Here is a 17,954-nt window from a genome sequence, read left to right as displayed (position 1 = left end):
AATTAAGTCAGTCAAACAGAGGGTGGGGCAACAGGCTGTCGATAAAGAGGCGAGGAGGCGAGCCACAAACGTGGCCCGCAAAAACATCATAACAGAGAGATTAGCCGCGAATAATACGTGATTCCGGCAGGCGCATCAGGCGATACCCGATAACAATCGCCAGCAGTAGCATCACACTGATGTACAGCGTAATACCGTTCCAGGCAAAATTCTTCCAGAACAATCCGCCAAGGGTACCGGCGACGCTGGAACCGGCGTAGTAACAGAACAGATATAACGATGAAGCCTGACCTTTGGCACGTTTTGCACGCCGGCCTATCCAACCACTGGCCACCGAGTGGGCAGCAAAGAAGCCGGCAGTAACCATCGCCATTCCGATAAATACCAGCAAAACCGAGCTAAAGGCGGTGATCAAAATACCGGTCAGCATCAATATCAACGCACCGATTAACACCGGTCCTCGGCCATAGACTGCGGTCAATGCCCCGGCTTTGGGGGAACTGTAAGTGCCCATCAGATACGCGAGTGAAAGTACGCCAACCACTGCCTGACTCATATAATAGGGCGAAGCCAGCAACCGGTAGCCGATATAGTTAAACATGGTGACAAAACTGCCCATCAGCAGGAAACCTTCGGCAAACAGTAACGGCAATCCACTGTCACGCCAGTGCAGTTTAAAATTGATCACCAGCTTGTGCGGGCGCAGGGAACTGGCGCGAAAATGTCGAGAAGCCGGGAGGATCTTCCAGAACATGCTGGCGGCAGCGAGCGCGAAGACACCGATAAAAGCAATAGCCACGCGCCAGGAGACAAAGTCGGTCAGGACACCGGTCAGCAGACGGCCACTCATCCCGCCGATGGAATTACCGCTGATATAAAGCCCCATCGAGAATGCCACCACGCTGGGATGGATCTCTTCACTCAGATAGGTCATGGCCACGGCAGCGACGCCACTTAGCGACAAGCCGACCAGCGCACGCATCAGCAAAATGGCATGCCAACTGGTCATTACCGAACAAATCAGGGTACAGATAGCCGCCAACATCAAGCCGACGACCATAACATTCTTACGGCCCACCGCATCGGAAATCGGTCCGGTGAACAGCAGACCAATTGCCAGCAGCCCGGTGGCCGCAGAAAGCGACAGGCTACTGGTGGCGGGAGACACACCAAAACTTTGCGATAGCACCGGCATTATCGGCTGCACGCAGTAAAGTAAAGCAAAGGTGGCCAACCCGGCGGAAAACAGCGCTAGCGTGACACGGATAAACTGTGGGGTACCGCGTTTGATAAAAATGTTCTTGGCTGGTATTGAGACTTGCGGGGTAGCAACGTGCAGATCGTCATCATTTACCGATTGGCCTGCCGCGGTAGTCGCGCGCTGCCGACGAGTGATGTTCACTTTAAATCCTTAGTAAAATATATTTGTTGTATTTGCATGGAAATTTTAAAAAATTTTACGCAAGATCCTTTTTTTTATCTAATATATTAATCAGTGTATTTTGATACTTTAAAGATATCATTGGAGATTAAGTGAGCAATATCGAATTACGGCATTTGCGCTATTTTATTGCCGTTGCTGAGGAACTGCATTTTGGTCGTGCGGCCGAAAAACTCAATATTTCGCAGCCACCTTTAAGCCAGCAGATACAAGCGCTGGAGGCACAGATTGGCGCGGTATTACTTTACCGTAACAATCGCAGTGTGCGTTTGACGCAGGCGGGGGAAATGTTTCTTAAAGAAGCGAAAAGCATTGTTGCCAAAGTAAATGACGTCTCTGAACAAGCGGCGAGGATCCATCGGGGGGAAGAGGGTAATCTCACCATCGGACTGACCTCATCCTCGCCATTTTTAAAGAAAATATCCCGAGCATTCAAACGCTTCAGAATGTTACATCCGCAGGTAAATATTCGTATTGTCGAACTCAACAGTCAGCAGCAGATCTCCCCCCTGGTGGCCGGTACCCTGGATCTTGGCGTGATGCGCAATGGCGAGTTGCCTGATGTACTTCAGCACCGTGTGCTTCGCTCTGAGCATTTGGTGGCAGTAGTGCCAGCCGAGCATCCCCTTAATGACTTGCCGGCGGGGGAACTGACCTTTTCTCACTTGGCGGATCAGCCTTTTGTTTTCTTCTCGAAAGATGTCGGCACCTCGCTATATGATGACATTCTTCAGCGTTTGGCCAAAGCCGGGATCACCCCTTTTATCACCCAGGAAGTGGGAGAGGCATTGACTATTATCGGACTGATATCGGCAGGGCTGGGAGTGTCCATTTTACCGGCTTCTTATAAGCGTATTCAGGTTGACGGCGTCCAGTATCTTTCCTTTAAAGATGAGCAGGTTGATACCCAAGTTTGGCTGGTCAGCCATCGTTATCGCCCGCTTAGCGCACCGGCATCTGTACTGGCACAAATGATGATGGAAGAAGTTGATTAGCGATATGTCCTGCGGAGATAGTGCGGTTTAATTGCAATATGTGCACTAAATCACATATCGAATCAAATAGTTGAAGATATATAACAAAAAACAGACTATAAGCTCTACTATTTATTTCGAAGCGCGAAAAATAGCGGCAACAGTGAGGCAGTTGAGTGATAGTGGAAGGGCAACCGGGACATATTGATCAAATCAAGCAGATCAACGCTGGTACAGTTTACCGACTGATAGACCAGTTTGGTCCTATTTCGCGTATTGAGCTGTCCAAAAGGGCGCAACTTGCGCCAGCCAGCATTACCAAAATTGTGCGTGAACTATTACAGGCACACCTGGTTCAGGAAACCGAATATCAGGATCCCGGCTGCCGTGGCCGTCCTGCCGTAGGATTGATCCTCGATACCCAGGCCTGGCATTATCTTTCTGCACGCATCAACCTGGGTACGTTAACCCTGAGTTTACGTGATTTAAGCAGCAAACTGGTGGCAGAAGACTTATTGCCATTGCCTGCCGATGACCCAGAACCCTTTCTCGATCGTATCGTTGGCCATATTGACCAATTCTTTATCCGTCATGCGCGAAAACTGGAACGTTTAACCGCTATGGCTATTACCTTGCCAGGCATGATTGACGCCGCGCGCGGTATCATTCTTAAAATGCCTTTTTATCCGGTTGAAGCCGTACCTTTAGGTCCCACCCTGGCGAAACGCAGTGGTTTGCCGGTTTTTGTCCAGCATGATATTGCCGCCTGGACCAAGGCGGAATCGCTGTATGGTGCTTCGCGGGGTTTTCGCAATGTCATTCAGGTGGTGATTGACGATAACGTCGGGGCAGGGGTGATCACTGGCGGGCAAGTATTACACAACCGTAGCAGCAGTGTGGTTGAAATCGGCCATACCCAGGTCGATCCTTATGGAAAACGATGCTATTGCGGTAATCATGGCTGTCTGGAAACCCTGGCCAGCATCGACAATATTCTGGAACTGGTCAAACAGCGCCTGAGCGTGGCCAATCAATCACTGCTCAACGCCTTGCCTATCTCAGTGGAAAACCTGTGTGATGCCGCCAATCGCGGTGATGCCCTGGCAAGAGACGTAATTATCGGCGTTGGGCAGAATGTTGGCCGCATTTTGGCAATAATGGTCAATCTTTTCAATCCAGAAAAAATCCTCATTGGATCGCCGCTCAATTTGTCAAAAACAATACTTTTTCCCGCCATTATGTCCTGCATTCAGCAACAGTCCTTGCCGGCTTACAGTGAGAATATTCAGCTTGAATCCACTCAGTTTTTTAATCATGGCACCATGCCCGGTGCTGCACTGGTTAAAGACGCTCTGTATAACGGTTCGTTATTGGTAAAACTTTTGCAAGGGTAAAAATTTACCTTTTCCTCACTGACTGGACACAATCTTGAATGTTCAGTCAACAAAACATTGCGCTAACGCAAACTGTTATACCCGTCTATCACCTAGACTTTAATAATATTAAGTCAGTCTCATTGACACCGCAGGATCTTTATCTGCGGCAATTTATTAAATGGAGAGATCCTGGAGTAAATTACACATGTTAACGCACTTTTTTGTTACGGGTACGGATTCCCGTGTAGGTAAAACCATCGTTTCCCGCGCATTGTTACAGGCAATGATCGCGCAGGGAAAAGTTGTGCTGGGCTACAAACCTATCGCAACCGGTAGCCAGGAGTTGGCTGATGGTGTACGCAATAAAGATGCGGTAACCCTACAGAAATCCTCTTCTGTTTCCTATCCTTTATCAAGAATTACTCCTTATGCCTTATCGGACGAGGATATTTTCACCAGCCATTTGCCAAAGAACATCTTTGAACAAATGACCGACGGTTTGCATTTTTTGCGGCAAGAAGCTGAAACGGTGGTGGTTGAAGGATGTGACGGCTGGCGCACGCTGATTACGCCAAAACGGCGTTTTTCTGATTGGGTGGTGCAACTGAATATGCCGGTGATCCTGGTTGTCGGTATTCAGGAAGGCTGCGTGAGTCAGGCATTATTGGCTGCCGAAGCAATTATCGCCGATGGTGTTCCATTGTTAGGCTGGGTAGCCAATCGTATTAACCCATGTTTGGCGCATTATGCAGAAACCATTTCAGCCATAAGACAGAATATTAAAGCACCATTATTGGGCGAAATCCCTTATTTACCGCGGGCGGAATCCCGTGAAATGGCACAATATTTAGATCTGTCACTGCTCAACGAACTTTCTGTAGCCTAGTCCTTGGGATCGCAATCCGCAGACACGCGGGTTGCGATCTCGCCTGTTCTTATTACTCCTTTGCATAACGTTATTACCATTGTTGTTATTGCACTCGACTGCGGACTCCTCTTGCCAAGCCTGGAGAGCTTGCCAAACATAGCCTGACGCCTTAATCAATAAATACCGCTGTAAATAATGCACCTCAAAAAAAACCACCATATTGAAAGTAAAAATAGCCTTTTAAATAAAAAATTGACGAGGTGTCTTGCCACCCAAACAATATTACTGCACATTAAGCCTACAGCGTTCTCTGTTGAGGTGCTTAACCGGAAGGTTTTTAAATTAATTTAATGTATTTAAATTACACAAATCTAAAAATAACTGGATTATTGAATTATTATTTTTGTTATATAAAACAGGTAATGATTGCGTGCGGTTGATAATGGCGCGAGCGGTAAATGCCCTTGTCGCTTGCGGTAGTTTTTGTCTAAAAACACCTTTAATTGCAAGGAAGTTTAGTGATGTCGATAAATAAAACGATAACCATAGGTTGTTATTTGTTTAGTCAGTTACGAAAAATAGGCGTGCGGCATGTTATCGGATTGCCTGGGGATTACAACTTACAATTAATAGAACAGATAAATCAAACCAGTGAATTATCTTTTGTGGGTACCTGTAATGAACTCAATGCTGCTTATGCCGCCGATGGTTATGCCCGCCTTAATGGCATTTCTTCGCTATTAACGACCTATGGTGTTGGCGATCTTAGCGCTATTAATGGCGTGGCAGGGGCTTATGCCGAGCATGTTTCAATGGTGTGTATTACCGGTTCACCGCCGAGCCATGTGAATGCCAATCATTTGTCTACGCATCACAGTACCGCCGACGGTAATTTCAGCAATGTATTGAACTGTTTTAAAGAGTTCACCGTAGCCCAGACCTGTTTGACTTATATAAACGCGGTAGAGGAAATAGACCGTGTTCTTCGCGCCTGTATCCGCGAGCGGCGACCGGTTTATATCCAGATACCCTCAGATATCGCTTATCTGCAAGTAACTATTCCGCAAGCCGCAATCGCCAGGTCAATATGTCCTGACAGCAGTGAGCCAAGGATGCTCCAGGATGTGGTAGCGCGGCTGTTACCGCGACTCGGGGCGGCGGTAAAACCGGCGTTTTTACTGGATATTGATGTTGAACGCTATCAGCTGAAAGCCGATATTCAGTATCTGGCCGAGGTGCTAAATATTCCAATGATCGCCCTGTCAACGGCTAAATGCGTGGTTGATGAGAGCCATCCCCGTTTTTATGGTACCTATAGCGGAGCCGCATCGACCCGGCAGGTAAGAGAGCGAGTCGAGGAGTCTGATTGCCTGATCGCTTTCTCTCCGCGATTTATTGATATTAACTCCGCTTTATATAGCTGCAAACTTCCCGATGATACCATCTATGTCAATCCGCAAAATGTGTTATGGCAAGGCCAGGCTTTTCCCGGTTTACGTTCTCGCGATCTCCTTAACTGCATCATTGAAACACTGGGGATTCAATATGTCCCACAATTCCCGCGCCCATCCCAAAGCCAAAATACCGCGCTTGTACTTGCGATGGCAGAAAAAAAGATTACGCACCATTATTTTTGGCAGCGAATGAGTCATTTTTTTCAACAGGACGATGTTGTGGTCGCCGAGTGTGGTACATCTCATATTGCACTAAGTTCTATACCCATGCCCGAAAATGTCTGTTTCCTTTGCCAGCCGGTATGGGGAGCTATTGGATATACGTTGCCAGCCCTGCTGGGTTCTTTACTGAGTAATGCCAGCAGGCGACATATATTATTTATTGGTGATGGCGCATTTCAACTGACGGTGCAAGAATTATCTACCATTCTGCTTTATGACTTTAACCCGATTATCTTTCTCATCAATAACAAAGGTTACACCATTGAGAGGCACATTTTAGGCTCAGGTGCAGAATATAATGAAGTTGCCGACTGGTCCTACACTGAACTTGCTGGCTGCTTTAATAAAAAACATACCGCGTTCACCACTATTGTCAATAATGAAGTTGAACTGGAATACGCACTAAAAGCCTGTGAAAAACAGCGTCGACTCTCATTTATTCAAATCAATTTCGACCCGCTTGATTGCCCGCAATCACTTAAGTCTTTTGGCAAAATGATTGCCAATTTCGATTATGGCCCCTATGGCCCGCAATAAAAGTTCGTGCTTACACTCGCCATCAAAACAGGGAGGATCAAATGATTATAAAAAGGTTATGGAAAATATTTCAGGCTATTTTAGTGGCGACCGGTTTGGCTTGCTGCATTTGCGCGCAGGCTGAACCTAAAAGAGCAATGGTTGTAATCAAACGCGACGAGTACGGTGTACCCCATATCTATGCCAGTGATACATATCGTTTATTTTATGGTTATGGCTATGCACTTGCCGAGGACCGCCTGTTTCAGATGGAAATGGCCAAACGCAGCACGCAGGGGACCGTTTCGCAGGTGCTGGGAAAGAAATTTGTCGTTTACGATCAAGAGGTGCGGCGCAACTACTGGCCAGCGTCGATCCATCAACAAATCAGTGCCTTGTCGTCAGCAGAAAAAGATATTCTCCAGGGGTATGCCGACGGCATCAATGCCCAGATTAAGCATATTGCCCGCCATCCCCGCGATTTGATGCCCAGGCAGTTTAATGACCTGGGTTTTACGCCGCAAGCCTGGAGTGCCTTTGATGTCGCCATGGTGTTTGTGGGCACCATGGCCAATCGTTTCTCTGACGCCAACAGTGAAATTGATAATCTGGCGCTGTTAACGGCACTTGGCGACCGTTATGGCGAAAAACGTGCGATGGGCCTGTTTAATCAGCTCAAATGGTGGGTGCACCCTGATGCCCGGACCACCATCGCCCAGTCCGACGGGGCTTATTCTGTTGCGCCAAAGGGCAAGCTAGCGCCGATGGTGTATCGTCTGCCACGCTTTGATTCACCGCCGCCAATGCTGGAACGTCTTGCCAGAGGAGATGATGGCCGGTTGCTGGCATTGACTGCCGATGCTAACCGACAGGAGATCGCCAGACAGTATTTGCATAGCGGAAGCAATGGCCTGGCGGGTTTCCCGACTACCAGTAATATCTGGCTAATCGGTAAAAAAAAGGCCCGCGATGCTCAGGCTCTGTTGCTAAATGGTCCGCAATTTGGCTGGTTTAATCCGGCTTATACCTATGGCATTGGCCTGCATGGTGCCGGCTTTAATGTCGTCGGTAATACGCCTTTTGCTTATCCCGCTATTTTATTCGGGCACAATGACAAAATTGCCTGGGGTGCCACCGCAGGATTTGGCGACAACGTAGATATTTTTGCTGAAACCGTTGATCCGCAGCGGCCAGATTATTATCGCCACAATGGCCGATGGCTAAAAATGCTTAGTCGCACTGACACCATTGATATTAAGGATAGCTTGCCACAGCAGCTAAAGGTCTACCGCACATTGCATGGGAATGTGATCAGGTACGATCCCGCGACGCATATCGCATATAGCAAGGCGCGGGCCTGGGAGGGGCAGGAAGTCGCCTCGCTGATGGCCTGGGTTTTCCAGATGCAGGCGAGTAATTGGCGGCAATGGCAGCAGCAAGCTGCACGCCAGGCATTAACCATCAATTGGTATTATGCCGATGTGCAGGGAAATATTGGCTATGCGCATACCGGCGCTTATCCGCGGCGGCGGGCAGGGCATGATCCACGACTGCCGGTGCCGGGCAGCGGCGAGTGGGACTGGCAGGGCATCTTGCCTTTTAAAAGCAATCCGCAGATCTATAATCCACCCTCAAACTATATTGTTAACTGGAATAACTCACCACAGCAGGGCTATCCGGCCACCGACCTGTTTGCATTTCTGTGGGGTCGCGCTGACCGGGTTGATGAGATCGATCGACGTATTGCGGCCAGACCGACACTCGATCGCCACGATGCCTGGCAAATTTTGCAGGAAACCAGCCGCAGCGATCTCAACGTGCGCTTATTTTTGCCTTTTATTGTGCAGGCTACGCAGGGACTGCCCGTAACGGATCCACGCCGTCAGTTGGCACAAATACTGAAAAACTGGAACGGGAAAAACCAGCTAAGTGCTGATGGTCGCAGCTATACCCAGCCCGGTTCAGCCATTATGGATGCCTGGCTGACGAGTATGCTTGACCGCACTCTGGGTGCCGTGGTGCCCGCACCTTTTGATCTTTGGTATCGCGCCAGCGGGTATAAAACTACGCAGGATGGGCCAACAGGTTCGCTTAATATCAGCACGGGCAGCAAAATTTTGTACGAAGCGCTGCAAGGTCCGCCTTCGGCACCGGTACAAGAGATCGATCTGTTCCAGGGGCAACCGCCAGAGGCGGTGGTTAGGGCGGCACTACAGCAGGCGTATCAGCAGTTGACCGAGCGTTACGGCACATCGGTGGTTGACTGGAAATCCCCGGCCATGCATCTCACCTTTAGAGCCAATAATTTTTTAGGTATCCCTCAGGCAGGGAGTAAGGAAGCGCTACACCAGGCAGAATATCAAAATCGTGGGACGGCCAATACACTCATTGTGTTATCGCCGTCACTGGCACCCGGCAAAATCCGGGCCTTTGATGTCGTTGCTCCCGGGCAGAGTGGGTTTATTGCTCCCGACGGTGTTCGATCGGTACATTATCAGGATCAACTAGGCCTTTATCAGAATTTCAGCTATAAGGCGTTGTGGTTAGATAGAATCAATGTGCAAGCACATAGCCGTTCACAACAACAACTCAGTGTGGAACGTTAAATCTGCCCCGCCAAATCATTACGTTATCGTCAAGGAGAAGAGTTATCGCCAGCAATACCTTACCCGATACGCCGGTCGACAATCGTCATCGTCCGTTGATACTGATTGCCTGCATGCTATCAATGTTTATGGCGGCCGTTGAAGTGACTATTGTCGCCACCGCAATGCCAACGATTATCGCCGATCTCGGTGGTTTCAGTCTGCTGGGCTGGGTCTTTGCCATCTATCTGCTGACCCAGGCCATCACTGTGCCTATTTATGGCCGTCTCGCCGATCTCTATGGCTGTCGTCACATGTTTTTCATTGGCACACTGCTGTTTTTAGGCGGGTCAGTGCTCTGTGGTTTTGCCCCCTCACTAATATGGATGATCGCTTTCCGCGCATTACAGGGTTTGGGGGCCGGGGCAATAACTCCCGTTGCGACCACGCTGATCGCCAATATCTATGGTCCGCATGAGCGAGGAAAAGCCCAGGGCTACCTGGCCAGTGTCTGGGGAATTTCCGCTATCGTTGGGCCACTGCTGGGTGCTTTTATTGTTCAGCATTTTCACTGGAACATTGTGTTCTGGATTAACGTACCGATTGGCATTATCGCCATGTGCATATTGGCTCGCTATTTACCCGTCGATGAGCGCAGAAAGTCCCACTCGCTCGATTTGATCAGTACAGCGCTGCTGTCATTAGCGGTTGCTGCGCTGTTGCTGGCTTTGCTACAGGCGGAGTCACTGGGTTACTACTCTGTGCTGCTGATCCTGCTGTCAGTGGTCGCCACCCTGTTATTGGTTCGCCAGGAGCGTAAAGCCCTTGAACCGCTGTTTCCTTTGACACTATGGCAAAATAAGGTCGTGGTAGCCGGTAATATCGGCGGCCTGGTGATCGGCGCGACCATGATGGGCATTAGCGCCTTCTTGCCCACCTATGTACAGGGAGTGATGGGGGGGACCCCATTGCAGGCGGGGACCACGCTGGCATTAATGTCGCTGGGCTGGCCTTTGGCAAGTACGCTAAGTGGCAATTTGATGCAGGCGTTCTCCTACCGTTTTACCCTGCTGTCAGGGGCAGTATTATTGGTCCTGGGCAGTTTGACGCTTTTGTTGCTGACACCGAATTCTGGGTTGTGGTGGGCTAGAATCGCAGCCTTTATGATTGGGGCCGGCATGGGACTGTGCAATACCACCTTTTTGGTGTCGGTACAGAACTCGGTGGCTACCTCAGTTCGCGGGATTGCCACCGCCTCCACCTTGTTTACCCGTATGCTGGGCTCTGCCCTGGGAACGGCGATGCTTGGCGCTATGCTTAATGCCAATTTGCACCACCGTTTGCCGACTTTTGGCGATCCGGTACAAATGCTGATGGAGAAGTCACAGCGACAGCAGTTATCAGCCGTACAGCTAACAACGCTGGTCGAACAGGTATCACTTTCGTTGCACTGGGTGTTTATTCTTGCCGCCGGGGTCTCTTTTTTAACCTTTGGCGCGGCCTGGCTTATTCCGGCAGGGCATCGGCCTATCGCCGGTAAATAACTGGTGCGGGTGGGGGCAAAGAAAAAGGCGCAAACCGCAAGGTTTACGCCTTTTCAAATATAAGACAACGACCGCTTATTGCGCTGTGGCATCCTGGCTGCTGCCAGTTTTAGGACTGGCTGACGTCTCGTCAGAGCCATCTGCTAATTTGCTGTAGACAATTTTTTGCGTGTCATTATCGCAATGACCGACCACCTGACCGCCAGCTTTATCAGCCTGATCGTTGGCCACGATATCCAATTTAAAACCGGATTCAGGCACGCCGTTAGCCACAATTTTCTTGGTAATATCCGCTTTAACGCTGTCGCAGGAGGCGATGGCCGCCAAGGGTGACAGCGTTAAAACAGCCAAGCCGACCAGCAGAGTCTTGTTCATGATTTCGTCCTTTTTTGAAAAGCTTGAACGCCAAGTTTAGCAGCTAAATACCATCCCGGCAGGGCGGTTATTAAGGTGCCAGCATTTCACGACCGGTTCTGCGGTCAAGACAGCGCTCGGTTTTTGCTTCCCAATAGGCATTAACGTTTGGACTGGCATTACATCTGTCATGGAGTTCGAGGGTACGATCGTACTTGGCATTGTCTTTGATTTGACGATTGATTTTCTGTTCACGCAGGGTGCGAGTGGCATTCCATTGCTCTTTGCTTTGGCGGGCATCTTCGTTAGAAGCAGCATTGTTGCTTGACCCGCCAAATACGCAGGTGCCACCGGCACAGTTCGTTTCGGCATGGGCTGCAACCTGCCAGCTTCCGGCAAGGACCAGAAAAGCGACGGGTAGCATGCGACGTAGCAGTCGAGAGGTAACTGTTGTATTCATTGGTTCATCCTTATAAGTTTACAAATCGCGCGCGCGATTAGCGGAATTATAACATCCTGGCCAACAACGTCATCTGCTCGCGTTTGGCCGGTTGATTAATCATTGAACTATAGACATGAGAGAGAAAGATGCTTAAAACCACGCTGCTTTTTTTTGCCACCGCATTGGCAGAAATTATGGGCTGTTTTTTGCCCTACCTGTGGTTACGCAAAGGCGCGAGTATTGGGTTATTGCTTCCGGCTGCGGCCAGCCTGGCGCTATTTGTCTGGTTATTAACCCTGCATCCGGCTGCCAGCGGCAGAGTTTATGCCGCCTATGGCGGAGTTTATGTAATGACGGCACTGCTGTGGCTACGTTATGTCGATGGCGTAAAACTGGCCACCACCGACTGGTTGGGGGCGGCTATTGCATTGCTGGGCATGTTGATTATTATTTCCGGCTGGAAATCTTAATCATTGCTGGCGGTACCCCCTAAAATAAAAAGGCACTGCGGGGGGCAGTGCCTGAGAAAGTCAGCAGAGAATTATGCGTCGCGATGCACGCGCAGACCGGCAAGAGATTGATTGACTGGCATCATCTCCAGGGTGTTGATATTGACATGGGCAGGCAGTGTGGCAACCCAAAACACCGATTCGGCAATGTCTTCGGCGGTCAATGGGTCGGTTTTGTCATAAGTCTGACCCACTTTCTCTTCGTCACCTTTAAAGCGTACGCTGGAAAACTCGGTACCACCGCACAGGCCCGGTTCGATATTGGTCACCCGCACCTTGGTACCAAACAGATCGGTGCGCAGATTAAGGCTGAACTGACGTACAAAGGCTTTGGTCGCGCCATACACATTGCCGCCAGCGTACGGCCAGTTGCCGGCGGTGGAGCCGATATTGATCACATGACCAACATTGCGGGCAACCATTCCCGGCAACAGTGCGCGTGTCATATAGACCAGGCCTTTGGTATTGGTATCGATCATCGTTTCCCAGTCATCAAGAGAGGCTTTATCGGCGGTCTCCATTCCCAATGCCAGACCGGCATTATTGACCAGCACATCAATTTTTTGCAGATTAGCCGGCAATGAGGCAATAGCCTGCTCGACAGATGCACGCTCGGTCACATCCAGTTGCACGATGTGTAATGCGTCACCCAGCTCGGTTTTTAACGCTTGCAGACGTTCTATACGTCGTCCCGTAGCAATCACCTGATGACCGGCATTAACAAATTTACGCGCAATTGCGGCACCAAATCCGGCTGTCGCGCCGGTAACAAAAATAATCATCTCTGCATTCCTTTAATAATAAGCCCTGCTGGCAGGGTAAAGTTTACAACATCAGGTTAGGGTTAGGGCATCGCGTTGCCGGCTGCCGCTTTATTTTTTCAAATAAGGCGCAATCAGTGATAAATCCGCAGCCGACAAACGGTCGGATGCAGTTTGTGCCTGGTGCCAGTATGGGTAGAGTAGTGGCAACTGACTGACTTTATCCAGCCTTTCGAGTTCATCACTGGCAAGAGTGAGCTGGGCAGCTTGCAGATTATCCTGCAGCTGTGCCTCACTGCGAGCACCGACGATCACTGAGCTTACCAGCGGTTTCGACAGCAACCATGCCAGCGCAATCTGCGCTGCCGACACGCCGCGAGCATCGGCTATTTCCACCAGCACATCGACAATATCATAGAGCGCGGTTTCGTCCCGCACCGGTGGTTCTCCCCAGTCGGCAAGATGGCGGGTGCCTTGCGGCTGTGGCTGATTACGTCGATATTTTCCGGATAACAATCCACCGGCCAGCGGACTCCAAACCAGCACGCCCAGCCCCTGATCGTGGCTTACCGGCAGCAGTTCGTACTCTGCCTCACGGGCCTGCAGCGTATAGTGGATCTGTTGACTGACCGGACGGACCCAGTGGTTGCTTTCGCTGACGCCAAGAGTTTTCATTACATGCCAGGCCGAAAAATTAGAGAGTCCGACATAGCGAACCTTGCCGCTGGTAACTAAATCTTCCAGCGCGCGCAGGGTTTCCTCCAGCGGTGTCTGACCATCCCACTGATGCAATTGGTAGAGATCGATATGATCGCTATTCAGTCGTTTCAGGCTGGCTTCGCAGGCACGTAAAATATGATGACGTGACGAGCCGCGATTGTTTGGACCATCCCCCATCGGAAAGCGCGCTTTGCTGGCAATCAGCACGTCATTGCGCTGCTTGCCAAGGGCTTCACCGAGGATCTCCTCGGATAAGCCGCCGGAATAGACATCGGCAGTATCAAATAAATTGATACCTGCTTCGCGACAGAGGGCAATTTGCCGACGCGCGTTGGCGACATCGGTTTGCCCGGTTTTGGCAAATTTACCTTGACCACCAAAGGTCATGGTTCCCAGACTGAGGGCCGAGACCTTGAGTCCTGAACGGCCAAGTTGACGATATTCCATCTTCTGTCTCCTTACCTGTTAATGTTGCGTGGATTTTTCGGGTGTTCTATCAGATTCTGAGTGCGTGGCCGCACTTTTTTTTCTTTTGCGCCGGATTTCATCCCCATCGCTGGCTCCCAGCGAGAGACTATCCAGCATCCCCAGCAGAGCAATTATGGCGATAAGAATAAAAGCCAGCCTGAAACTTCCCAGCGAGATGCCAGAGTTTGCCGGGGCAAAGTGTTCAGCAATGCGCAATGTCAACGCTCCGATGGCAATCCCCAAACCGGAGGATAGCTGCTGGGCAGTATTAAACAAGGTATTGGCACCGCTCATTTGCGTGCCCGGCACCTGAGAAAAGGCCAGGGTATTAAGCGCAGTAAACTGCATTGAGCGGGTCATGCCGCTAATAAACAATAAAATCAGCGTCAGCGCTGTCGGTACCGCAGGCGTAAGAAAGGCGCAGGCGACAATCGTCAGCGCATTTAAAAAACCGTTGACCAGCAGCGTAGTTCTGAACGGAAAGCGAAATAAAATTGCCGAGGTAAAAGGTTTCATTGCCAGGTTACCGGCAAAGACCGCCAATACCAGCAAACCGGCATCAAAGGCGCTCATACCGTAGCCTAACTGAAACAGCAGCGGCAACATAAAAGGCAGGGCACCAATGGCTATGCGGAATAAAGAACCGCCAATAACTGTGACAGCGTAACTTTTTATTTTCATGGCTACCGTCGGCAACAGCGGATGCGCCGAATGCTTCGAGTGCCTGATGGCCAGACCGCCAAGCAGCAGACTGGTAACTACCCAGCTCAACGGTAACCATAGCGTCGCGCTGCCTTTATTAAACAGATCCAGACCAAATATCAGCCCAAAACAGGTCGCGCCGGTCAGCAAAAAGCCCAACAGATCGAAAGGCACCCCTTTTTCTCCTGACTCGGCGGGGATCAGCTTAAGGCTAAACAGCAGGGCGATAATACCGAGAGGAACATTGAGGATAAAAATCCAATGCCAGGAGGCATAGGTAGTAATAAAACCGCCTAATGGTGGCCCAAGGATCGGTGCTACCAGTCCCGGCCAGGTAATGGTAGCGATAGCACGGATCAGATCCGACTTGGCGGTATTACGCAGCACCACCAGCCGACCAACCGGCACCATCAGCGCGCCGGCAAAACCTTGCAACATACGTGCGGCAGTGAAAGTCGGTAAATTGCCACACATGGAACAGAGCACTGAAGCCAGGGTGAATAGAATAATCGCCAGCGAAAAAACCTGACGGGTGCCAAAACGATTTGCAATCCAGCCGCTGGCCGGAATAAACACCGTCAACGTTAAAATATAGGCCGAAACACCAATATTCAAATCAACCGGATGCTCACCAAAGGCTCGTGCCATAGCGGGCAAGGCGGTGACAATTACCGTAGCATCCAGGTTCTCCATAAAAAATGCGCCAGCCACCAATAAAGGCAGCGCAGAACCCGCTGGCAGGCTAAGTGTTTTCATGGGCAGGCTGTCGCAACAGAAAGGGAAACTCGGCAAATCACTATTAATAACTCCCTGAATAGAAGCCAAAACTTGCCGGGCAGAGGCATTACCCGGCAAGTGAAGTCAGCTTTTGAGCATAGCGCATCGGGGAGAGGGGTCAACCACCAGCCTGTGACAGAATGTGTGATCCTGGCACAGGCGGTGAGCTTAACTTTCTTGCAAACGTTCCCCGCTTGCCGCGTCAAAAAGATGGATCCCTTCACTGCGTGCTGCCAACAATAGAGGCGTCTCCAGTTGAACTCGCGCCCGACCGGCGCACTGCACATGCAAAGGAAAACCACACCAGTCGATATGCATCAGGCTGCTTTCACCGGTAACCTCCAGCAGACGCAGCCTGGCCGGGGGTTGCTTGCTATGCTCGTGCAGATAAATATCGTGCGGACGCAAGCCCAAGGTGACCGCCTTGCCCTGCGCCTGTTGTGCGCTCTGCTGCCATTTTTTAGGCAGGGCAAACCACAGATCCCCGCATTGCACACCAATTTCGCCATCCTGTTCGCCAAAGGTGCCGTCAAACAGATTCATTGGTGGCGAGCCGATAAAGCGGGCAACAAAGGTATTCACCGGCCGATCGTAAATCTCCAGCGGTTCCCCTTGTTGCACGATATAACCGTCTTTCATCACCACAATACGGTCCGCCAGCGTCATGGCCTCGATTTGATCATGAGTGACATAGACGGTTGTGGTACGAAACTGTTGATGTACCGATTTAATCTCCGCCCGCAGTTCCATACGCAACTGGGCATCGAGATTGGACAATGGCTCATCAAACAGGAACACCTTTGGACTGCGCACTAACGCCCGACCCATGGCGACGCGCTGGCGCTGTCCACCGGAGAGATCTTTCGGCAGGCGTTTTAGCAGATGATCAATGGCCAGCACTTTCGCCGCCTGCAATACCTTGGCCTGTTGCTGCGCTTTGGGTACTCGCTTGACCTGCATATGAAAGGCCATATTTTCTTCCACCGTCAGATGGGGGTAGAGCGCATAGCTTTGGAATACCATGGCAATATCCCGATCGGCCGGATCGAGATCGTTAATCTGCTGCTTATCCAGCAAGATATCGCCATCTGAAACCGACTCCAACCCTGCCAGCAGGCGCAGCAAGGTAGACTTGCCACAGCCGGAGGGGCCGACCAGGACAGTGAAACTGCCGTCGCTGATGGTCAGATCGAGGGGCTTCAATACCTGATGTTTGCCGTAATTTTTGGCCACGCGAACCAGTTCAACACTCGCCATTTATTTTGTCTCCTGATTGTCGGCCTGCTGCGCGCAGCCAAACAGTGTTTGCCAGTCCGCATAGTGACGCGGAGAGCTGCTGATGGCTGCGCTGGCGACTCGAATGCCCCATTGCAGCGCGGTGGCCGCGTCCTGTCCGTAGATTAGTGCCGACAGATAGCCCGCGTTAAAGCTGTCGCCTGCGCCAATGGTATCGACAACCTGCAGGGTTTCGGCTGCCTGATGCAGGTGCTGCTCGCCAGACCAGCAGTGCGCGCCGTCAGCACCACATTTGACCACACAGCGGGCATTGACCGGCATCATGGCCAGCAGTCGGGCAGCGGCGGTGGGCAGACTATCGCTATCGCCGACCCCACAGGTTTCTACTTCGTTAAGCAGCAGCGCATCGCAATACCTTAGCCAGGGGTAAATCTGCTGACGCAGTGAGTCGCTCCAACCCTGCGGAGGCCAGCCACTGTCAACGGCGACCTGATAGCCGCGCTGTTTCAGTTCAGCCAGTAACAGCGGGTAGTCGCTAAATAACGCCGTACATAAAAAGGTGCCGCACAGCAAGACCCAGTCGTCTTGCCTGGCAGTCAAGGGTAATTGTTGCAGCACATCCTGTCGGGTCAGACGCACAATATGCCCCTGATTACTGAAAAAAGTTCGCTCATGGTCGGGGTGAGTCACGCCAAAGGTCAGCGAGGTCTCACAGGCATATTGCGGCCAGTGTTCGGCGCTTGCGGCAAACAGTTCTGCCAGCCAGGGGGTAAACTGATCCTTTCCCTGATTGGCCACCAGACGATGCGGGGTGCCAAGGGCGGCCAGCGCCAACGCGCAGTTACCTGCCGAGCCGCCGGGGCGCAGTGAGCTGCTTTCCAGCATGGCTTCGGTCCCTTTCTGCGGCCACTGCTGCAGCGTACTCATAATTAAATCAACGTTCAGATTACCGACGACATAGAGCGTGGCCTGAGTTTCAGGTTTATTCATACAATTCTCATTTCT

The 17,954-nt window shown here is 50.8% G+C and carries 15 protein-coding genes; 7 read left to right on the top strand and 8 right to left on the bottom strand.

Features of this window, described 5'->3' with window-relative positions; genetic code table 11:
• Positions 1–100 precede the first annotated feature (100 nt).
• Positions 101–1,402, bottom strand: a complete 1,302-nt coding sequence (locus GW590_RS23335) for an MFS transporter (protein ID WP_169405479.1) — start codon at positions 1,400–1,402, stop codon at positions 101–103.
• 131 nt (positions 1,403–1,533) lie between these two features.
• On the opposite strand from GW590_RS23335, the gene GW590_RS23330 reads away from it, so the two are divergent.
• From GW590_RS23330 to GW590_RS23305, 6 genes are all read left to right on the top strand, one after another.
• Complete coding sequence (locus GW590_RS23330) at positions 1,534–2,436, top strand: LysR substrate-binding domain-containing protein (RefSeq protein ID WP_169405478.1); 903 nt, start codon at positions 1,534–1,536, stop codon at positions 2,434–2,436.
• A 155-nt stretch (positions 2,437–2,591) separates the two neighbouring features.
• Positions 2,592–3,809 carry a sugar metabolism global transcriptional regulator Mlc gene (mlc, locus tag GW590_RS23325; RefSeq protein WP_169405477.1) on the top strand — a complete coding sequence of 406 codons (1,218 nt, stop codon included), beginning with the start codon at positions 2,592–2,594 and terminating at the stop codon, positions 3,807–3,809.
• A 187-nt stretch (positions 3,810–3,996) separates the two neighbouring features.
• Complete coding sequence (bioD, locus tag GW590_RS23320; RefSeq protein WP_169405476.1) at positions 3,997–4,677, top strand: dethiobiotin synthase; 681 nt, start codon at positions 3,997–3,999, stop codon at positions 4,675–4,677.
• 503 nt (positions 4,678–5,180) lie between these two features.
• Positions 5,181–6,872: an alpha-keto acid decarboxylase family protein gene (locus tag GW590_RS23315; protein WP_169405475.1), complete on the top strand. Its 1,692-nt coding sequence runs from the start codon at positions 5,181–5,183 to the stop codon at positions 6,870–6,872.
• Positions 6,873–6,913: 41 nt separating this feature from the next.
• Positions 6,914–9,457 carry a penicillin acylase family protein gene (locus GW590_RS23310; protein WP_235956022.1) on the top strand — a complete coding sequence of 848 codons (2,544 nt, stop codon included), beginning with the start codon at positions 6,914–6,916 and terminating at the stop codon, positions 9,455–9,457.
• Positions 9,458–9,501: 44 nt separating this feature from the next.
• Positions 9,502–10,980: an MDR family MFS transporter gene (locus tag GW590_RS23305; protein ID WP_328803097.1), complete on the top strand. Its 1,479-nt coding sequence runs from the start codon at positions 9,502–9,504 to the stop codon at positions 10,978–10,980.
• 75 nt (positions 10,981–11,055) lie between these two features.
• Here the strand turns inward: GW590_RS23305 and GW590_RS23300 are convergent, their stop codons facing one another.
• Positions 11,056–11,355: a DUF1161 domain-containing protein gene (locus GW590_RS23300; RefSeq protein ID WP_169405473.1), complete on the bottom strand. Its 300-nt coding sequence runs from the start codon at positions 11,353–11,355 to the stop codon at positions 11,056–11,058.
• A 70-nt stretch (positions 11,356–11,425) separates the two neighbouring features.
• Positions 11,426–11,794, bottom strand: coding sequence for a DUF1283 domain-containing protein (locus GW590_RS23295; protein ID WP_169405472.1), 369 nt, complete (start codon positions 11,792–11,794; stop codon positions 11,426–11,428).
• Positions 11,795–11,922: 128 nt separating this feature from the next.
• On the opposite strand from GW590_RS23295, the gene GW590_RS23290 reads away from it, so the two are divergent.
• Positions 11,923–12,246, top strand: a complete 324-nt coding sequence (locus tag GW590_RS23290) for a YnfA family protein (protein WP_169405471.1) — start codon at positions 11,923–11,925, stop codon at positions 12,244–12,246.
• A gap of 71 nt (positions 12,247–12,317) precedes the next feature.
• On the opposite strand, the gene ydfG is transcribed toward GW590_RS23290, so the two are convergent.
• The 5 genes from ydfG to GW590_RS23265 form a co-directional block, all read right to left on the bottom strand.
• On the bottom strand, positions 12,318–13,067 hold the full coding sequence (gene ydfG / locus GW590_RS23285) for a bifunctional NADP-dependent 3-hydroxy acid dehydrogenase/3-hydroxypropionate dehydrogenase YdfG (RefSeq protein WP_169405470.1): 750 nt from the start codon (positions 13,065–13,067) through the stop codon (positions 12,318–12,320).
• A 90-nt stretch (positions 13,068–13,157) separates the two neighbouring features.
• Positions 13,158–14,213: an aldo/keto reductase gene (locus GW590_RS23280; RefSeq protein ID WP_169405469.1), complete on the bottom strand. Its 1,056-nt coding sequence runs from the start codon at positions 14,211–14,213 to the stop codon at positions 13,158–13,160.
• Positions 14,214–14,231: 18 nt separating this feature from the next.
• Positions 14,232–15,692, bottom strand: a complete 1,461-nt coding sequence (locus GW590_RS23275; RefSeq protein ID WP_169405468.1) for an MFS transporter — start codon at positions 15,690–15,692, stop codon at positions 14,232–14,234.
• Positions 15,693–15,881: 189 nt separating this feature from the next.
• Complete coding sequence (locus GW590_RS23270) at positions 15,882–16,970, bottom strand: ABC transporter ATP-binding protein (RefSeq protein WP_169405467.1); 1,089 nt, start codon at positions 16,968–16,970, stop codon at positions 15,882–15,884.
• Positions 16,971–17,939 (bottom strand): carbohydrate kinase family protein, encoded by a 969-nt coding sequence (locus GW590_RS23265; RefSeq protein ID WP_169405466.1) that lies wholly within the window; start codon positions 17,937–17,939, stop codon positions 16,971–16,973.
• Positions 17,940–17,954 lie beyond the last annotated feature (15 nt).

This window comes from Rouxiella aceris, assembly GCF_012933545.1.
GTDB classification, from domain to species: domain Bacteria; phylum Pseudomonadota; class Gammaproteobacteria; order Enterobacterales; family Enterobacteriaceae; genus Rouxiella; species Rouxiella aceris.
This window is presented reverse-complemented; position numbering and strand designations above follow the sequence as displayed.

Coding starts and splice junctions, on each gene's coding strand:
- bioD (WP_169405476.1), top strand. CDS start 3,997: ATGTTAACGCACTTTTTTGTTACGGGTACGGATTCCCGTGTAGGTAAA.
- GW590_RS23315 (WP_169405475.1), top strand. CDS start 5,181: ATGTCGATAAATAAAACGATAACCATAGGTTGTTATTTGTTTAGTCAG.
- GW590_RS23310 (WP_235956022.1), top strand. CDS start 6,914: ATGATTATAAAAAGGTTATGGAAAATATTTCAGGCTATTTTAGTGGCG.
- GW590_RS23300 (WP_169405473.1), bottom strand. CDS start 11,355: ATGAACAAGACTCTGCTGGTCGGCTTGGCTGTTTTAACGCTGTCACCC.
- GW590_RS23295 (WP_169405472.1), bottom strand. CDS start 11,794: ATGAATACAACAGTTACCTCTCGACTGCTACGTCGCATGCTACCCGTC.
- GW590_RS23290 (WP_169405471.1), top strand. CDS start 11,923: ATGCTTAAAACCACGCTGCTTTTTTTTGCCACCGCATTGGCAGAAATT.
- ydfG (WP_169405470.1), bottom strand. CDS start 13,067: ATGATTATTTTTGTTACCGGCGCGACAGCCGGATTTGGTGCCGCAATT.
- GW590_RS23280 (WP_169405469.1), bottom strand. CDS start 14,213: ATGGAATATCGTCAACTTGGCCGTTCAGGACTCAAGGTCTCGGCCCTC.
- GW590_RS23275 (WP_169405468.1), bottom strand. CDS start 15,692: ATGAAAACACTTAGCCTGCCAGCGGGTTCTGCGCTGCCTTTATTGGTG.
- GW590_RS23270 (WP_169405467.1), bottom strand. CDS start 16,970: ATGGCGAGTGTTGAACTGGTTCGCGTGGCCAAAAATTACGGCAAACAT.
- GW590_RS23265 (WP_169405466.1), bottom strand. CDS start 17,939: ATGAATAAACCTGAAACTCAGGCCACGCTCTATGTCGTCGGTAATCTG.